The following is a 14,803-nucleotide window of genomic DNA, read 5'->3' as shown; positions in this document are numbered from 1 at the left end:
ACATGCGCCAACGAAGGCTCGAAGCCGACTTTCTCCCGGCTCAGGTGGTGGTGGAGGAGCCTGCCATCTGGGCGCATCGCGGACCGGCTCCCCAGATGGAGAGGTCGCACCGCCACGATGACCTCGAGCTGAACTACGTCGTCGACGGGCGGCTGAAGTACCTGTTCGGCGGCGAACGGATGCTCGTCCCATCCGGCAGCATCGCGATGTTCTGGGCGTCGACGCCGCATCGACTGATCGAACACGAGGATCCGGTCGACAGCAGCAACTACTGGGTGCACATCCCGCTGGCCAGGGTGTTCAGCTGGGCGCTGCCGGCCGAACATCTCCGGCAGCTGCTCACCAGCCAGGCCATCGTCTTGCCCGTCGAAGCGATCGGCCGGGAGGTCGAGTCGATGTTCGAGTCGTGGTTGGACGACTTGACGGGTGGGCCGATGGAACAGTGTGCCCTGCTCGAAGTTCAGGCGCTCGTGCAACGTCTCCTGTTCCGCCATCTGGAGCAGCGCGACGACGCGCATGCGCGGGCGCGGTCGGCGCACTCGCACAACGACGGAATGCAGCACATCATCGAGATGGCGCAGTTCACTGTCGCGAACTTCCGTTCCGACATCTCGCCGACCGACATCGCCCAGGCAACGCACCTGAATCCGAACTACGCCATGACCTTGTTCCGGGAAGTGGTCGGAACAACGCTCGGCGGATACCTCACCAGGTGCCGGATGGCGGAGGCACAGCGCCTGCTGCTCACCACGACGATGACCACGAGCGAGGTCGCCCACGCGGCAGGATTCGGGTCGCAGAGCAGCTTCTACGCGCACTTCACGCGTTCGTGCAACGTGTCGCCGAGCGCCTACCGGAACGGGGCACGAGGCGACCGCGAGCTGCTCGAGGAACATAGGCCGGCCCGGGCGAGTATGTGCCTGCCGTGACCGGAGGCGGGTCCATTCGCCGAGCGCGAATGACGGGATCCTGAGCCGGCGTGAATGACCGTCATCCACTCCGCAGGCCGCCTCCGATGTGCTTTAGCCGCTAAACTAATCGACCATGACGACGATAGCTCTGTTCGGTGCGACCGGCAAGACGGGGTCGCGCGTGCTGGCGAGAGCCCTCGCGCAGGGATACGACGTGCGGGCGTTGGTGCGTGACCCGCACCGACTGAAGACGACATCCGATCGGCTCACGGTGATCGCGGGCGATGTGCTCGATCCGGTCGCCGTCGGTCGCACGGTGGAGGGAGCGGATGCCGTGGTGAGCGTGTTCGGTCACGTGAAGGGTTCTCCTGCCACGCTGCAGACGGAGGGCACGAAGGTGATCGCCGAGGCGATGCGCGAACGGGGTGTCACGCGTGTGGTGTCGCTTTCCGGCGGGGGCGTTGCGGCGCCGGAGGATCGACCGAAGCTGCCGGACCGGATGATCAAGGGAGCGCTCATGCTGTTGTCGCCTGCTGTGCTGGCGGACGCGGAGGGCCACCTTGCCGTGTTGCAGGATTCCGACCTGGACTGGACGGTGGTGCGTGGGCCGAGGCTGACGGAGCGACCGGGCAAGGGCCGGTATCGGGTGGGGTGGGCAGGCGTGAACGCGAGCACGCAGGTCAGTCGCGACGACCTGGCCGACTTCATCCTCACGCAGGTCGACGACCGCACCTTCGTCGGCAGGCTCCCGTTCGTGAGCGACTGATGGTGGCTGTGGACACGCGTGCCAGGTCGATCGGGACGGTGTTGGAAGAGATCGTCTCGTGGAACCATCTGCTGGGTGGAACTCGGCGGGCGCCGTTCGCCGGCACGCGTCTGACCAGGTCACAACTCGACGCGCTCTTCCTCATTGCTCACGGTGCGAAGCCGAGCACTCCGGGATCGTTGGCAGACCGACTCGGCCTCACGCGTGGTGCGGTGACGCAACTGGTCGAGGAGCTGCTCGCCGAGGGCCTCGTGTCCCGTACGCGTCGCCCGGACGACGCCCGCTCGTGGATGCTGCGGTTGACCGACCACGCCCGTCGCGAGATCGACGCGTTCGAGGCGTCCATGATCGAGCGCTTGGCACCGCGCTTCGCCTGGCTGGACGATGGCGAGCTGGAGACGCTGGCGGACCTGCTCCAGCGGGTCGGCGGCGAGCGCGAACAAGGCGACAGCGCGGCGGAAGCCGAGCGCACCGCTGAAGGAGGACAGCGATGAGCGCTGTCGTCGTGACGGGAGCGACCGGAACGGTCGGTTCCGCCGTCGTAGAGCACCTGCTGGAACGAGGCGAATCGGTGATCGCCGCGGTGCGGACGCCAGCTGATGTGCCGCAGGGGCTGGCTGCGACCCACCCACGGCAGTTCGACTTCGGCAGCGATCCCGCCGCGCTGGATGCCGTGCTCGACGGTGCGGATCGGCTCTTTCTCATGCGGCCTCCGGCGATCGCGGATGTGCGCACGCGTCTGTTCCCGCTGATCGATGCGGCCCGGCGGCGCGGCATCCGGCACATCGTGTTCCTGTCGTTGCAGGGTGTGCAGGCGAATCGGTCGACCCCGCACCACGCGGTCGAGCAGTATCTGAGGCATGTGGATGCCCCCAGCACGTTCCTCAGGCCCAATTTCGTCATGCAGAACCTCTCCACGACCTATGCGGACGAGATCCGTGAGCACGGTCGCATCGTCGTACCGGCCGGGCGCGCGCTCACCGCGTTCATCGACGCGCGGGACATCGGACGTGTCGCAGCCACCGTGTTCACCGAGCCGGGCCACATCGGCAAGGCGTACACGCTCTCCGGCGAGCAGTCCCTCGGATACCGTCGGGTCGCGCGGATCATGAGCGAGGTGCTCGGCCGGGAGATCGTTTACACCATGCCGAGCGAGCGTGAATACCTGGCGCGGTTGCGTGAGCAGGGCGCACCGGCGGACTACGTGGACGTGCAGAAGATGATCTACCGAGTTGTGCGCATGAACGTCTCCGCGATGCCCAACAAATCCGTACGTCGTCTGACCGGAGTGCCGGCGACCACGTTCCGTCGGTTCGTTGAGGACTACCGCCAGGTGTGGAACGCCGCATACTGACTGCCGTGAGAGGTTGCGGGCGAGCACTGTGACGGGGTCATGTTCCTGGATGCCACGGTTCCGCCCCGCACCGGCTCGCCGAGCGAGCCGACCCCGCGCCGTGCGCCGTCTGCGGATAACCGACACATGCCCCAATCGCCGGAGAATCCAGAACAGCCCGCTGCCGATGCCGGCGCCGATGACGAACAGCCCCCGAGCCGGCGCCGGTTCCTGAGCGCGTCCGGCTGGGGAGCGGCCGGGTTGGTGACGGGTGCCGTCGGCGGCGGACTGATCGGCGGTGCGATCGTCGGTGCGGAGAACGGCAAGGACGAGCGGTACGGATTCAGCCCGTTGCCGCCGCGTCCGGAGCCGGGATTCGACCACCTCGTCGTGCTCATGTTCGAGAATCGCAGTTTCGATCACGTGCTCGGGAGGCTGTACGACGGCCAGCATCCGCCGCGCGGGCAGTCCTTCGAGGGTGTGCGCAACGGTCAGCATCCGAATCGCGCTCCCGACGGCACGGTGGTGACGTCGTTCGTGTACGACGATCCGACCGACGTGCTCTTCTCGCAGCCGAATCCGGATCCGGGCGAGACGTATCCGCACGTCAACACGCAGCTCTTCGGTGTCGTGGACCCGGCCTTCAATGCGGATCCGGGCGCGGAGGAGAGCATCCGCGAGCCATGGAACGCGCCGGCTGCCGGCCGCAAGCCGACCATGGACGGCTTCGTGCACGACTACGTGACGAACTACCGGATCCAGCGCGGCTCCGAGCCGTCTCTCGCGGAGTATTCGCCGGTCATGGGCGGCTTCACGCCCGAGATGCTCCCGGTGTTCTCGACACTCGCACGGTCGTTCGCGGTCTTCGACCACTGGCACTGCTCCGTGCCGTCGCAGACCTTCTGCAACCGTTCGTTCTTCAACGCGAGCACCTCGCACGGATTCGTCACCAACGCGATCGGCGGCGGCCCCGACAAGTGGCTGAACGCACCCGATGTTCCGACGATCTTCAACAGGCTCGAGGATGCCGGACTCTCCTGGCGCGTCTACTACGACGCCGAGCAGGTGGTGTCATTGACGGGGCTGCTGCACGCGCCGTCGATCGAGCGCTACTGGAAGACCAACTTCCGGAGTATGGATCAGTTCCGCGATGATGTCGCGAACGGCGACCTGCCCGTCTACTCCTTCATCGAGCCGCGCATGGTGTTCGACCACAACGACATGCATCCGCCGGAGAACATCCCGACGTTCAGCACAGGCGGATTCGAATCCGCCTTCAGTGACGTGCGCGCCGCCGAGGCGCTCCTCGCCGACGTCTACACGTCCATCAGGAACAGCAGCTCGACGAAGGGGTCGAACGCGATCAACACCGCGCTGCTCGTCACGTTCGACGAGCACGGCGGCCTGTTCGATCATGTGCCACCGCCGTCGGCGACCCCGCCCAGCGGACGTCACGAGCCGGGTGAGATGGGGTTCACCTTCGATCGGCTCGGGCTTCGCGTGCCGACGATCCTGGTGTCCGCCTATGTCGAGGAGGGAACGGTCGAGAGCGAGCCGACGCATCATGCGTCGGTGGCTCGCACGCTCGCGCAGCAGCACGGGCTGAAGCCGCTCACCGAGCGCGACCGGCATGCACCATCGTTGCAGGACACGATCCGTCGAACTGTGCCTCGCCAGCCCCAGCTCTGGCCGGACGTGCACGCCGCGTATGTCCCGGCCAACCCGGAGGCCCGACGTGCCGAACCCGCCGGCCGCGACCGCGAGCGGCCGCTCACCGCGCCCGCGAAGGGCCTGCTCGGCCTGCTACTGGCCAAGTACGAGCCGGGAACTCCCACTCCCACCACCTTCGGCGATGCATACGACACGCTGCACAGGCACGGCGAGCTGCTCTTCGGAACGACCGACTGAGGCCCGACGAGCGCCGCCGATCGCACTTCAGCGGGCGAACAGCCATTGGCACAATGGCGCGAACTGTATGCCCGGGCATCCCGATCTGCTCGGGAGATGATCGCGACGACCACGTGCGGCAGTTCGGAGCGGATGTCAGTGGCCGGCTCTGCGTCGAGCAGCCGCTACGGCACGCCAGGGCTGTCCGTCTGACGCGGTGCCTCTGGCAGTACCGCCCCCGTCCAAGCCGCCTCCGGCCGCACCTCCGAGTGCTCTGCCGGATCCGCTTCATCGGGTACAGAAGCCCCGAGTCTTCCGAACGCCCGGAAGCCCAGCAACACCAGCACGATCGGCACGACCGCCGTACAGGCGACGACATCGAACGCCGCGCGCGGACCGGCCGCATCGTTGATGAGCCCGCCTGCGAACGAGCCGAGCGACATGCCGCAGATGACGAGGGTGTTAAGCCATGCAAGGGCCTCGGTGATGATGGCCGGAGGCACGATGTCGTGCGCGATGTGGTTCACGGCGATCATCAGCGGGGCGATGGTCGCACCCGCGAAGAAGCCGAGCGGATAGAACCACCAGATCCCCGGCGCGAATGCGAGCGCCGCCCACGTGACGGCCAGCGCGAGCGCAGTGCCGACGAGCATCTGCCTGGAGCGGAGCCGCGTGGAGAGCGCGCCGAAGACGAATCCGCCCGACGCACTTCCGATCGAATACGCCGTGAGCACGGTGCCCGCGAGCTCCGGAACGCCGTTCGACGTCGCGAGCGACACGATCGACAGGTCGTTGATGCCGAATCCGATGCCCGTGGCGAAGCTGGCGACGAGCAGGATGAGGAACGGCGCGGAGCGCAGCAGCCGACCGGGACGATGGGCACGCCCGGTCGCCGCAACCGGTTTCGCGTCGGGCATCATCCGCAGGAAGAGCGCTCCGAGCGGCCCGATGATCCCGGACAGGATCAACCCGCCTGCCGGGATGACGCCTGCGGCCAGGAACGCGGCGACAGCCGGACCGAACACCCAGACGATCTCATCGGCGACCGCCTCGATCGCGAAGGCCGTGCGCAGCAGGAACCCGTCCTCGACGATGGTCGACCAACGTGCTCTCATGAAGGCTCCGACGGGTGCGACGGTGACGCCGCAGAACACCGAGGCGATCACCAGGCCGATCATCGAGCCCAGATAGCCGCAGGCGATCGCGCCCGCGATGGCGAGCGGATGCGTGATCGCCGATGCCAGCAGGAGCTGGCGTTGTCCGCGGCGGTCGGCGATGCGCCCGGCCAGGGGCCCGACGAGTCCCATCGAGGCGATGGCGAGACCGGAGGTGAGACCGCCGAGCGTGTATGAGCCCGTGCTGGCGTGTGCGAAGTAGAGGAAGCCGAATCCGAGGACCGCGATCGGCGTGCGGGCCAGCAGGCCCGCGAGCACCATCATGGTGCGGGCGCGGACGGAGAGGAGCGTGCCGTAGGCCCGGAATCCGAGGTCGCTCATCGGACGATCCGCCCGATCGCCGTGTCCTCGTTCCGTGCAGCCACGACGGTCAAGGCTACGTGAGGAATCGGGCGGGCAAGGCCAGTCGCGGGCCGCACAGCCGCCCTCACTGCACGAGCCGCACTCCGAACCCCGGCGCATCCGTCACCGTGAGCATCCCGTCATCCCACCCGTACGCCGACGTGTCCACGCCCGGGACGAGCGCTGGCATCCATTCCAGCGTCGGGATGTTTCCCAGCCCGGCAGCCAGGTGTGACGCGTAGTACATGCTCAGCGGGGAACCCCAGGTGTGCGGCGAGGCCAGCGTGCCGGCCCGCCGGAGCTCCGACATCACGGCCCGCCAGCGGGTGATGCCGAACCGCACGACATCCATCAGGGCCACGTCCAGAAGTCCGGATCGTGACAGCTCGCCCAGCAGCGTCGCATCGGGTGCGGACTCGCCGTCGGCGAGCAGCGTGTTCGGGGACAGCCGGTCGAGGTCGGCTCGCAGCATGCGTGACGACTCGATCGATTCCGGCATCAGCTCTTCGACCCAGTACAGATCGCAGTCCGACACGGCCTCCAGATATCGCGTCGCGTCCGATGCGGAGTAGCCGTCGTTCGCGTCCACCATCAGCTCGGCGTCCGGATACGCCTGTCGCGCCATGCGCGTGACATCGATGTCGCGGGCGAGGCCCTCGGCCGCGCCCATCCACGTGTGACCCCTGCCGACCTTGAGCTTGAAGCTGCGGCATCCGTCGGCCGAGTCCAGCTCGAGGTCGTGGCGAACGGCGTCGAGCGGATGCTCGCCAGGGGCGTCCAGATCGTCGAAGTACGCACCGCCGGAGTAACACCGCACCGCGGTGGTCCCGTGAGAACCGAGCAGCGCGGAGACCGGCATCCCCAGCAGATTGCCGACCAGATCGTAGAGCGGGATCTCGACCGGGACCGCGGCGGGATCGATCACGCCGCGCTCGGGGTCGAACAGGTCGACGATCCTTCTGCCGATCAGGCTTCCGAAGTCCGCATCCGCCGGAAGCTCGGTGAGCTTCTGGCCGACGTGACCCCATCCGAGCGTTCCGTCGTCGGCGACGAGCGCGAGCACCGCAAGCGGATGCCCGTCGCCGTGCGGACCGCGCAACGCGTTGCGTCCGATCCAGCGCCGCATCTCGCAGCGCAGCGAGACCTCACGGACCTCCACGATCCGTCGCCGTTCGAAGCCTGTCATCCGCCGGCCGCCTGACCGCGCACGAGCACCTCGAGGGCTCCGATGTCGGCGCGCGCCGTCACGATCCGGTCAACAGTCAGTCGCATCCCGGTCGCCGGATCGCAGGTCACGTCGACGTCGTGTCTAGCGATCCGGAGGTTCGAGACGTGCACGCGCCCGAGCGCTCGGATCGCCGGCAGCGGATCCACACGCAGCACGCCGTCCCTGTGCGAGATGCCCATCAGCCCCGACAGGACAAGGTCGGCGAACGTCGAATGCTGGTAGTCGCGCCCGATGTCGGCACGCTCCGGCTCGTGTTCGAGCCGATACGCGCGAGTCAGCCAGCCGCCGCGATCGGGGTCGATGTCTTCATCGAGCCGGTACTCGCCGTCCCGCTCAAGGTGCGAGCTCGCATACTGGCGGAGCAGGCGCACGAAGAGCTCGCCGTGCTCGTCCCGTCGGCCCTGCCTGGCCAAGCCCGAGAGCGCGGTGAGCACCTGACTGGTGGCGAACGGCCACGTCGGCCCGTTCCACCGGCACAGGAAGCGCGGCAAGTCGGACGCCACCGCGAACCGGTATCGCGGATGCCTGGCCTCCGCCGTTCGCAGACCGTACGACCCGAAGAAGCCGTCCGGATCCGCGAGCTGGTGGACGGCGCCCGCCGCGTCGATCCGGTCGTCCGTGATGCCGAAGTACCACGGGACGAATCCCGCCAGCTCCCTGACGCGTCGTGCGGGAACAACCTGCCTTGCGGATGGCGGGCGGACCGCGGACAACGCCGACGGCATCCGTCTCTCTGCGCTCGCTTCGCGGAGATACGCGTCGTCGTCGAGCGACCCGAGCGGGAGTGTCACGAAGAGTCCGAGCTCCGGATCGTAGAGGTCGTCGACGATGCGGCGGGCGAGCCCGTCGCTGATCTCGGAGAACCGATGCGACAGCGCGGCATCGCCCGTGCGGGTCGCGAGCTCGGAGATCGCCGCCGCATTCCCGTACAGGTACGCGTTGATCGTCGGACGTAGTCCGTCACCGCTGATGGAGAACTCCATGGCGTCGGCCAGATCGTGCGCCCAGTAGAGGCCCGACGGGTGCAGGTTCTCGTGCCAGGCCTCGAAGTTGTGGGCCATTCCCGACAGCAGAGGAGATACGACGTCCCAGCGATCCTGAAGCCGGGCCGACTCGACGGCGGCCCAGGCGATCCACTCCGTGTAGCGGTGCGGCTCGGCCTCGGGCGCCGTGTACCAGAACCGCACGTAGTCGTCGATCAGCTGCGGATCCCCGAGCCAACGACCCTCCATGATGTGGTGTCCGGCGGCTGCGTTCACGGTGCCGTGGGCTCGACCCGGACCCGGCTGGTGGAATTCGGTCACGAGCCATCCGCGGTCGGTACGCACCAGGTTGGCGGCGAACGACTCCCAGCGTCTGGCAAAGACGGTGTTCAGCAGGTCGTCGTCGCTGTCGAAGTGCGGCGCCGACGCAAGGAACTCCCGTCGACGGTCGGCCACACCGTCCACGACATCTGTCGGACCGGGAACCGGCATGGTCGCGATCGCCTTCCTCAGAGCGGATCCGGCGATCCCGCACGCCGCGGGATCAGGTGCTCCTCGAACGGTTCGAGGAACGCTGCGAGATCGGCAGCCTCGGCCGCGGAGATCGGTGCGAGCGGTTCGGCGCAGGCCGACGGCATCCATCCGCGGTCGGACAGGATCCACTTGATCGTGGGGACGCCTGGCCGGATCGCGTGCACGCCCACGAGCTGCGCGATGATCCGCTGCGCCTCTTCCGAGCGCTCCCGCTGCACGGCGACGCACAGAGCGGGAGCAACGTTGCCGATGCCGGGCACGATTCCGCCGGCGCCCGCCAGAAGCCCCTCCACCAGCCGAGCCTCATCCCCCTGGATCAGGGCGATGTCCGGCCGGGATGCGCTGAGCTCGAGGAACTCGCGCAGCGTCTCCATGGATCCCGAGCTGTCCTTGAGCCCGACGAGCCCGTCCGCGGTCTCCAGCAGCGTGCGGAATGCGCCGGCGGTGAGTGGGATGGAATACTTCGGGATGTTGTAGATCGCGTAGGGGAGACCGAACTCCTCGACGGCCCGGATGTGGGCGACGATCTCGTCGTCGCGGTGCCGGAAGTAGCCGGGCGGCGACACGATCAGCACGTCGGCTCCGGCATCCGCGGCGATCCGTGCGCGTCGGCGGACCTCGGCAGTGCCGGGCGCCGAGACGTTCACGAGCACCCGGCCGCCCTGCCTCGACTCGTGCCAGCGTCTCGTGACGCCCGCGACGAAGTCGGCTCCGGCTTCCGGCATGATCAACGGGCCCTCACCGTTGCTGCCCAGGACCATCAGGTTGTCGACGCCCGCGCGTGCGAGCTCGACGAGGTGGGCGTCGGCTGCCGCGGCATCCGCAACCCCGGGGGCGGTCATGGCGGTGACGATCGGAACTGTCACGCCGTCCAGAAGGTGCTCGGTCATCAGTACCCCTCCACTCGCGGCCACTGGAGCTCGAAGCCGTCAGCGACCAGCTGCTGCTGGAAGTCGGCGAGACGGCGTTCGTCGCAGAACACCGTTGCCGGCTCGATGCCCTCTGCGACGCAGTGCGCGGCGAGGGCCCCGGCAGCCTCCCCGATGTTCCACTCCACGGGATGCAACCGGAAGCTCCCGTTCGTGATGTGCGTGGTGGCTGCCGTCTTTCCCGCGGCGAGCACGTTGCCTCCGCTCGCGGGGACGAGAGCTCCGAGCGGGATCTGGAACGGGCACGACGCCACGTCGATGTAGTTGTCGCCGCCGGAGGACGGATGGAGGTCGATGCGGTACATCCCGATGCCGACGGTGTCCGGATACTCGGCCGCCCCGGCATCGCCGCGGAGCTCCATCGAGATATCCTGCTCGACCACGGTGCGGAGACCACGGATGCGGCGGGACTCCCGGATGTACGGCGCCTTCGCGAATCCGTCGTTCGTGCCGAGCACATCGCCGCGTGGGTACAGGCCGGGCCATCCGACTCCGCCGTCGGGTCGTGGCGCCTCGGTCTGGAGCCAGTAGAGCATCGACGCAGACATCTCGCGGGATGCCGCCAGGTGCCGCGCCTTCTCTTCGGGCGAGACGTCGATGATGTTGCCGTCGATGTAGTCGATCATGGGCCAGTTCGCGAGCACCACGTCGGCGGTGAGGAATCCCGGTTCGAACACGTCGCGACTCAGGATGCGGCGGAACTCCCACAGCTCACGGTCGCCAGGATCCTTGCTCTGATCAGCAAAATGATTCTCTGTGGCGACGTTAGGAGTGAACGTGCGGTGCATCGGCTGGAGTGTGCGCGGATCCGGTGCGTTCAGCCCGATCATCGGGCCCGGCCAGAAGTCGGTGGTCTTCGTGCGCCAGTGGTCGTAGTGCAGCGGACGCTCGATCGTGTGGTCGCCGTCACCGTCGTACGACATGGCGAACACCCACGAGAAGGCCTGCATGTTGGCGGGCTGGGCCGTCGCCGGTGCCGACGGCTCGCCCGTCTCGCTCCGCGACTCGAAACCCGTGACGTAGTCGACATCGGCGAGGGGGAGCAGGTCGCCCAACTCGCTCGCATCGAGAACGTATCTGCCGGAGACGGCGACCTGTCGGCCCTCGTCGTCCTGGAAATGCACCGTCGACACCGTGCCGCCCGAGTGCTCGGCGGCGATGGGGTGCGTGCGCAGCAGAACGGTGAGCCGTCCGGAGGCGATGTACGGCGAGAGCAGGTCCTCGATGACGCGCTCCGCGACCCGCGGCTCATGGCAGAGCTTGCTGACCCGGCCGCGGCCAGGGTTGAGGTACGGGTCGTTCCGTGACTCGGCCGTCAGCGGGTACCACCTGCGGTAGTGGTCTCGAATGCCCTCGCGGAGCATCCGGTACGAGCGCGTGCAGCCGAACTGCTCGATCCACGGATGTTCGTCGGGCGGTGTCGCCTGAGCGGTCAGCTGGCCGCCGAGCCAGTCCGTCTCTTCCGTGAGCACCACGGTGCTGCCGCGGCGCAACGCTGCCAAGGCGGCGGCAACGCCGCCGAGCCCGCCCCCGACGACGAGGACGTCCGCCCGATGGTGACGAGGAACACTATTCAACGATCGACTCCAAGATCTCGCTTCCGGCACTGCGTTCGTTCGCCAGCGGGCGATGCCCGGCTCCGGGGCTCGGGCCGCCGGAACCGGGAAGCGGATGCGGCAGAAGTCGCGTGCGCACCGTGTCCGCGCCGCCCGTCGTCGCCTCGGTGCGGTCCACCGTCAAGACGCCGTCAGCGAGATCGATGCCGGAGACGGATGCCCGGGCCCCGGCATCCGGGAACGACCAGCCATGCGTGTCGGCCCGCACCACCTCGCTGATGCCCAGTCGGGCGATCAGGCCGCCCCATGCCATGAGCGCGTCGGATCGCGCCGAGAGCTCGGTGACGTCTTCGCCGATCCGGGCTGGATAGTTCTCCCGCACGCTGCTCCGCTCGTGCCATTCGTGCAGGAAGAGACGGGTCAGGGACCGCACCATCGGGGATGCGAGGTCGTCGAGCCCGTACCTCCGCAGTCCGGAGATGCCGAGATACGCCAGCGGCGCCCAGATGCGGCCGCGCCAATAGGTGCTGTCGAATCCGCTGTCGTCGCGCGACACACTGGGCAGCGGTGGCTCCCCGCCGAGAATGCCCGGCTGGAGGAGTCGTTCGGCGATCGCGCGTGCGCGCTCCCGGCCGGGGATGCCCGCCAGCAGCGGGTACAGGTGCGTCGGCGAGATGCTGTGGGAGAACTCTCCGTCGCTCCGGCGATTGAGGTACAGCCCGTCGGTCTCGCTCCAGAAGACGCTCTCGAATCGTTCGGAGTTCCGTTCCGCCTCCGCTGCCAGCTCCCGTGCCTCGCCGTCTCGTCCCAGCAGCCGTGCCATCTCCGCCAGCGCGCGCGCATCGGCGATGTGCAGGGCGTTCAATCCGACATCCGCGATGTCGAGCGTGTTCGCAGGCGAGCTGATGACGGCCTCGTCGTACATGGGCGAGTCGTCGAGGCCCGACTCGCGCTTGGCGCGATCCGTCGTGCCGGACTCGGGATCGTCCGCGATGCGATCGGATCCCCAGGTCAGCACTCCGAACGGCCCGATCCGGTTGGCGGTCCACCAGCGGTGCCACCTCAGCAGCGGGTCGAACGCCTCACGCAGCGGATCCAACGGACGATGCGTCGGATTCCACGCGCTCCAGTGATACTGCTCGAGCACGGTGATCGCGCCAACCGGTGGCTGCGAGCGGTCGCGCGTGACGCCCTTGTCGTCGGACACGCGGTTCGGGATCATCCCGCTCGGCTCGGCCGTCTCGAGCACCTGGCGCACGATGGTCGTCCCGAGCCGTCGATCGAATGCGGATGCCGCCAGCGCCGTGAAGAACGAGTCCCAGGCGTGAATCGCCCACGTGCCGTAGAAACCTTGCCGTTCCGCGCTGACGAAGTCGCGCGAGGTCGGGACGAGCACGCGACGGAGGTCCGGCGCGTACACGACATTCCAGGTCACGGCGCGGGACATGGCCTGGCCGGCATCCTCGAGCCAGCCGCCCGTTGCGGCCTCGCGCGTTTCCGCGTGCGTGCGGGCCGCGGCCACGCGTGCCACCGTGGATTCGGCCGAGTCCGCGGTTCCTGCGGCAGTGGCGGCCTCGGGCCGGCACTCGACGACCGTCTCGGCGTCGAGCAGGACGAACGCATCGGATCCATGGCGTTCGAACGCGCCGTGGATCGTGAAGGTCCACCGCGTCACGCCGGCAGTGACGCTGAAGCATCCGTCCGGTGTCTCCGTCACCGTTCCGTCGACGACGACGACGACCGCGCGAGTGTCTGGTCCTGTCCGCTGCCGGACGACGGCGGTGAGCTCATCCGTCGTCGTCGCCACCTCGAGCGACACCTCGGTACCGTCGACGCTCCAGGAGGTCGCTGCGTAGCGTCCGTCGACTGCGTGCGGCCCCAGTGACGTGGTCTCGTCCCGCCAGGTCGCGGCGAGATCCACACGGTCGTCGACGGCGACCCCGAACGTGATCCGAGGGCCGTCCGGAAGGTGATGCCACGCGTTGTGGCGGGCGACATCCCAGGTGTTCCATCCGAGCGGATCGGGATACCCATGAGGAGCGGGATCGTGTTCAGTCACGAGGTGGTCCGCATCCGCGACGCGTGCCGTCGCGTGTTCATCGTGCGACACCGACCGCGGCGGACGTCCCGCCGACGACGAGATCGGCGCTGAGCAGCACGTGGCGATCCGTCTCCTGTCCGTCCAGGATGTCCACGAGGAGTTCCACGGCACGCTCGGCCATCAGCGGACGATTCATGCGGAAGCGGGTCCAGTCGTTGCGGCGGGACAGCGTGAAATCCGGATCTCCCACGACCGCCACGGAGAGGTCGCCGGGGATGGAGATGCCGAGCTCGTCGGCGAGGTCCTCGAGCGTCTTCACGTTCGAGTCGTCTTCTCCGGGCTCCACGAGCACGGCGGTGATCCCGTCGTCCAGCCACGTGCGCAGCTGCGTGACGGTCAGCGGACGGCTGTGCTTCTTGCACGGCGGAATCGTGAGGCCGTTGGCGGCCAGCCCGTCAGCCCATCCGCGGAGGCGATCGTCGCTCTGCTCGCCGCCGCCCGGCTCACCGATGTAGCCGATGTGCGTGTGGCCGAGTCCCGCGAGGTGGCCGACCAGCTGTGTCGTCGCCTCCGCGTAGTCGACGGAGACGAAGGGGAGGTCCGCACCCTCGACCTCGCGACGTCCGATGAAGACGACCGGGAAGTCGCGGCGGACGAGCTCGCTCACGGCGTCGCGATCCAGGTGGCGACCGAGAAGGACGCAGCCGTCGGAGAGCATGATCCGGTTGGTCTTCGCCGTGCTCTCGGAGCCCGACTCCGGCAGCGAGCTGAAGAGCAGGAGGTCGTAGCCCCTCGCGGTCGCCGCCCGCTCGACGCCCAGGAGGAAGGGAAAGTAGAAGTCGCGCTGGTCGGAGGGGAAGACCTGCTCGAAGGTGTGGAAGCCGAGCAGGTAGTTGCGTCCGCCGACGAGGCTTCTGGCGGCGACGTTGGGCACGTACCCGAGTTCTTCTGCGACCTCGAGCACCCTTTGGCGTGTCTCAGGGAGAACGCGGGACCCGACGGGCGCGCCCTGCAGGACGAGCGATACCGTCGCCTGTGAAACACCCACCGCGCGAGCTATGTCGGCTTGAGTGGGCCGCCGTGAGACGGCAGTGTGTGCTTCTTTGCCCACGATCATC

12 protein-coding genes are annotated in these 14,803 nt (G+C 68.1%); 5 read left to right on the top strand and 7 right to left on the bottom strand.

What is annotated here, in order from left to right; genetic code table 11:
• Positions 1–2: 2 nt before the first annotated feature.
• The 5 genes from ACX9R5_RS01550 to ACX9R5_RS01530 all read left to right on the top strand — a co-directional run bounded on the left by ACX9R5_RS01550 (position 3) and on the right by ACX9R5_RS01530 (position 4,918).
• Positions 3–929 carry a helix-turn-helix domain-containing protein gene (locus ACX9R5_RS01550; protein WP_459407254.1) on the top strand — a complete coding sequence of 309 codons (927 nt, stop codon included), beginning with the start codon at positions 3–5 and terminating at the stop codon, positions 927–929.
• A 115-nt stretch (positions 930–1,044) separates the two neighbouring features.
• Positions 1,045–1,677 (top strand): NAD(P)-dependent oxidoreductase, encoded by a 633-nt coding sequence (locus ACX9R5_RS01545; protein WP_459407253.1) that lies wholly within the window; start codon positions 1,045–1,047, stop codon positions 1,675–1,677.
• Entirely contained in the window at positions 1,677–2,171 is a 495-nt protein-coding gene (locus tag ACX9R5_RS01540) for a MarR family winged helix-turn-helix transcriptional regulator (RefSeq protein WP_459407252.1), read from the top strand. Before ACX9R5_RS01545 ends, ACX9R5_RS01540 begins: the two co-directional genes overlap by 1 nt.
• On the top strand, positions 2,168–3,031 hold the full coding sequence (locus ACX9R5_RS01535) for an SDR family oxidoreductase (protein ID WP_459407251.1): 864 nt from the start codon (positions 2,168–2,170) through the stop codon (positions 3,029–3,031). Before ACX9R5_RS01540 ends, ACX9R5_RS01535 begins: the two co-directional genes overlap by 4 nt.
• Positions 3,032–3,157: 126 nt before the next feature.
• Positions 3,158–4,918: an alkaline phosphatase family protein gene (locus tag ACX9R5_RS01530; RefSeq protein WP_459407250.1), complete on the top strand. Its 1,761-nt coding sequence runs from the start codon at positions 3,158–3,160 to the stop codon at positions 4,916–4,918.
• Positions 4,919–5,082: 164 nt separating this feature from the next.
• Here ACX9R5_RS01530 and ACX9R5_RS01525 read toward each other — a convergent pair whose 3' ends face one another.
• The 7 genes from ACX9R5_RS01525 to ACX9R5_RS01495 all read right to left on the bottom strand — a co-directional run bounded on the left by ACX9R5_RS01525 (position 5,083) and on the right by ACX9R5_RS01495 (position 14,802).
• Positions 5,083–6,393 carry an MFS transporter gene (locus ACX9R5_RS01525; protein ID WP_459407249.1) on the bottom strand — a complete coding sequence of 437 codons (1,311 nt, stop codon included), beginning with the start codon at positions 6,391–6,393 and terminating at the stop codon, positions 5,083–5,085.
• Between the two features lie 106 nt (positions 6,394–6,499).
• Complete coding sequence (locus ACX9R5_RS01520; protein WP_459407248.1) at positions 6,500–7,600, bottom strand: enolase C-terminal domain-like protein; 1,101 nt, start codon at positions 7,598–7,600, stop codon at positions 6,500–6,502.
• Entirely contained in the window at positions 7,597–9,117 is a 1,521-nt protein-coding gene (locus ACX9R5_RS01515; protein ID WP_459407247.1) for an MGH1-like glycoside hydrolase domain-containing protein, read from the bottom strand. The genes ACX9R5_RS01520 and ACX9R5_RS01515 overlap by 4 nt, the downstream gene beginning before the upstream one ends.
• Before the next feature lie 17 nt (positions 9,118–9,134).
• Positions 9,135–10,049 carry a dihydrodipicolinate synthase family protein gene (locus ACX9R5_RS01510; RefSeq protein WP_459407246.1) on the bottom strand — a complete coding sequence of 305 codons (915 nt, stop codon included), beginning with the start codon at positions 10,047–10,049 and terminating at the stop codon, positions 9,135–9,137.
• Entirely contained in the window at positions 10,049–11,665 is a 1,617-nt protein-coding gene (locus ACX9R5_RS01505) for an FAD-dependent oxidoreductase (protein WP_459407245.1), read from the bottom strand. The genes ACX9R5_RS01510 and ACX9R5_RS01505 overlap by 1 nt, the downstream gene beginning before the upstream one ends.
• Positions 11,658–13,703, bottom strand: a complete 2,046-nt coding sequence (locus ACX9R5_RS01500; RefSeq protein WP_459407244.1) for an amylo-alpha-1,6-glucosidase — start codon at positions 13,701–13,703, stop codon at positions 11,658–11,660. Before ACX9R5_RS01500 ends, ACX9R5_RS01505 begins: the two co-directional genes overlap by 8 nt.
• A 37-nt stretch (positions 13,704–13,740) precedes the next feature.
• Complete coding sequence (locus ACX9R5_RS01495; protein ID WP_459407243.1) at positions 13,741–14,802, bottom strand: LacI family DNA-binding transcriptional regulator; 1,062 nt, start codon at positions 14,800–14,802, stop codon at positions 13,741–13,743.
• Position 14,803 lies beyond the last annotated feature (1 nt).

The sequence above is a fragment of the Rathayibacter sp. CAU 1779 genome, assembly GCF_054551755.1.
Note: the sequence above shows the minus strand (reverse complement) of the source record. Positions and strands in the feature narration are given on the sequence as shown.

Excerpts from the sequence above, each read along its gene's own strand:
- ACX9R5_RS01550 (WP_459407254.1), top strand. The coding sequence starts at position 3 with ATGCGCCAACGAAGGCTCGAAGCCGACTTTCTCCCGGCTCAGGTGGTG.
- ACX9R5_RS01545 (WP_459407253.1), top strand. The coding sequence starts at position 1,045 with ATGACGACGATAGCTCTGTTCGGTGCGACCGGCAAGACGGGGTCGCGC.
- ACX9R5_RS01540 (WP_459407252.1), top strand. The coding sequence starts at position 1,677 with ATGGTGGCTGTGGACACGCGTGCCAGGTCGATCGGGACGGTGTTGGAA.
- ACX9R5_RS01535 (WP_459407251.1), top strand. The coding sequence starts at position 2,168 with ATGAGCGCTGTCGTCGTGACGGGAGCGACCGGAACGGTCGGTTCCGCC.
- ACX9R5_RS01530 (WP_459407250.1), top strand. The coding sequence starts at position 3,158 with ATGCCCCAATCGCCGGAGAATCCAGAACAGCCCGCTGCCGATGCCGGC.
- ACX9R5_RS01525 (WP_459407249.1), bottom strand. The coding sequence starts at position 6,393 with ATGAGCGACCTCGGATTCCGGGCCTACGGCACGCTCCTCTCCGTCCGC.
- ACX9R5_RS01520 (WP_459407248.1), bottom strand. The coding sequence starts at position 7,600 with ATGACAGGCTTCGAACGGCGACGGATCGTGGAGGTCCGTGAGGTCTCG.
- ACX9R5_RS01515 (WP_459407247.1), bottom strand. The coding sequence starts at position 9,117 with ATGCCGGTTCCCGGTCCGACAGATGTCGTGGACGGTGTGGCCGACCGT.
- ACX9R5_RS01510 (WP_459407246.1), bottom strand. The coding sequence starts at position 10,049 with ATGACCGAGCACCTTCTGGACGGCGTGACAGTTCCGATCGTCACCGCC.
- ACX9R5_RS01495 (WP_459407243.1), bottom strand. The coding sequence starts at position 14,802 with ATGATCGTGGGCAAAGAAGCACACACTGCCGTCTCACGGCGGCCCACT.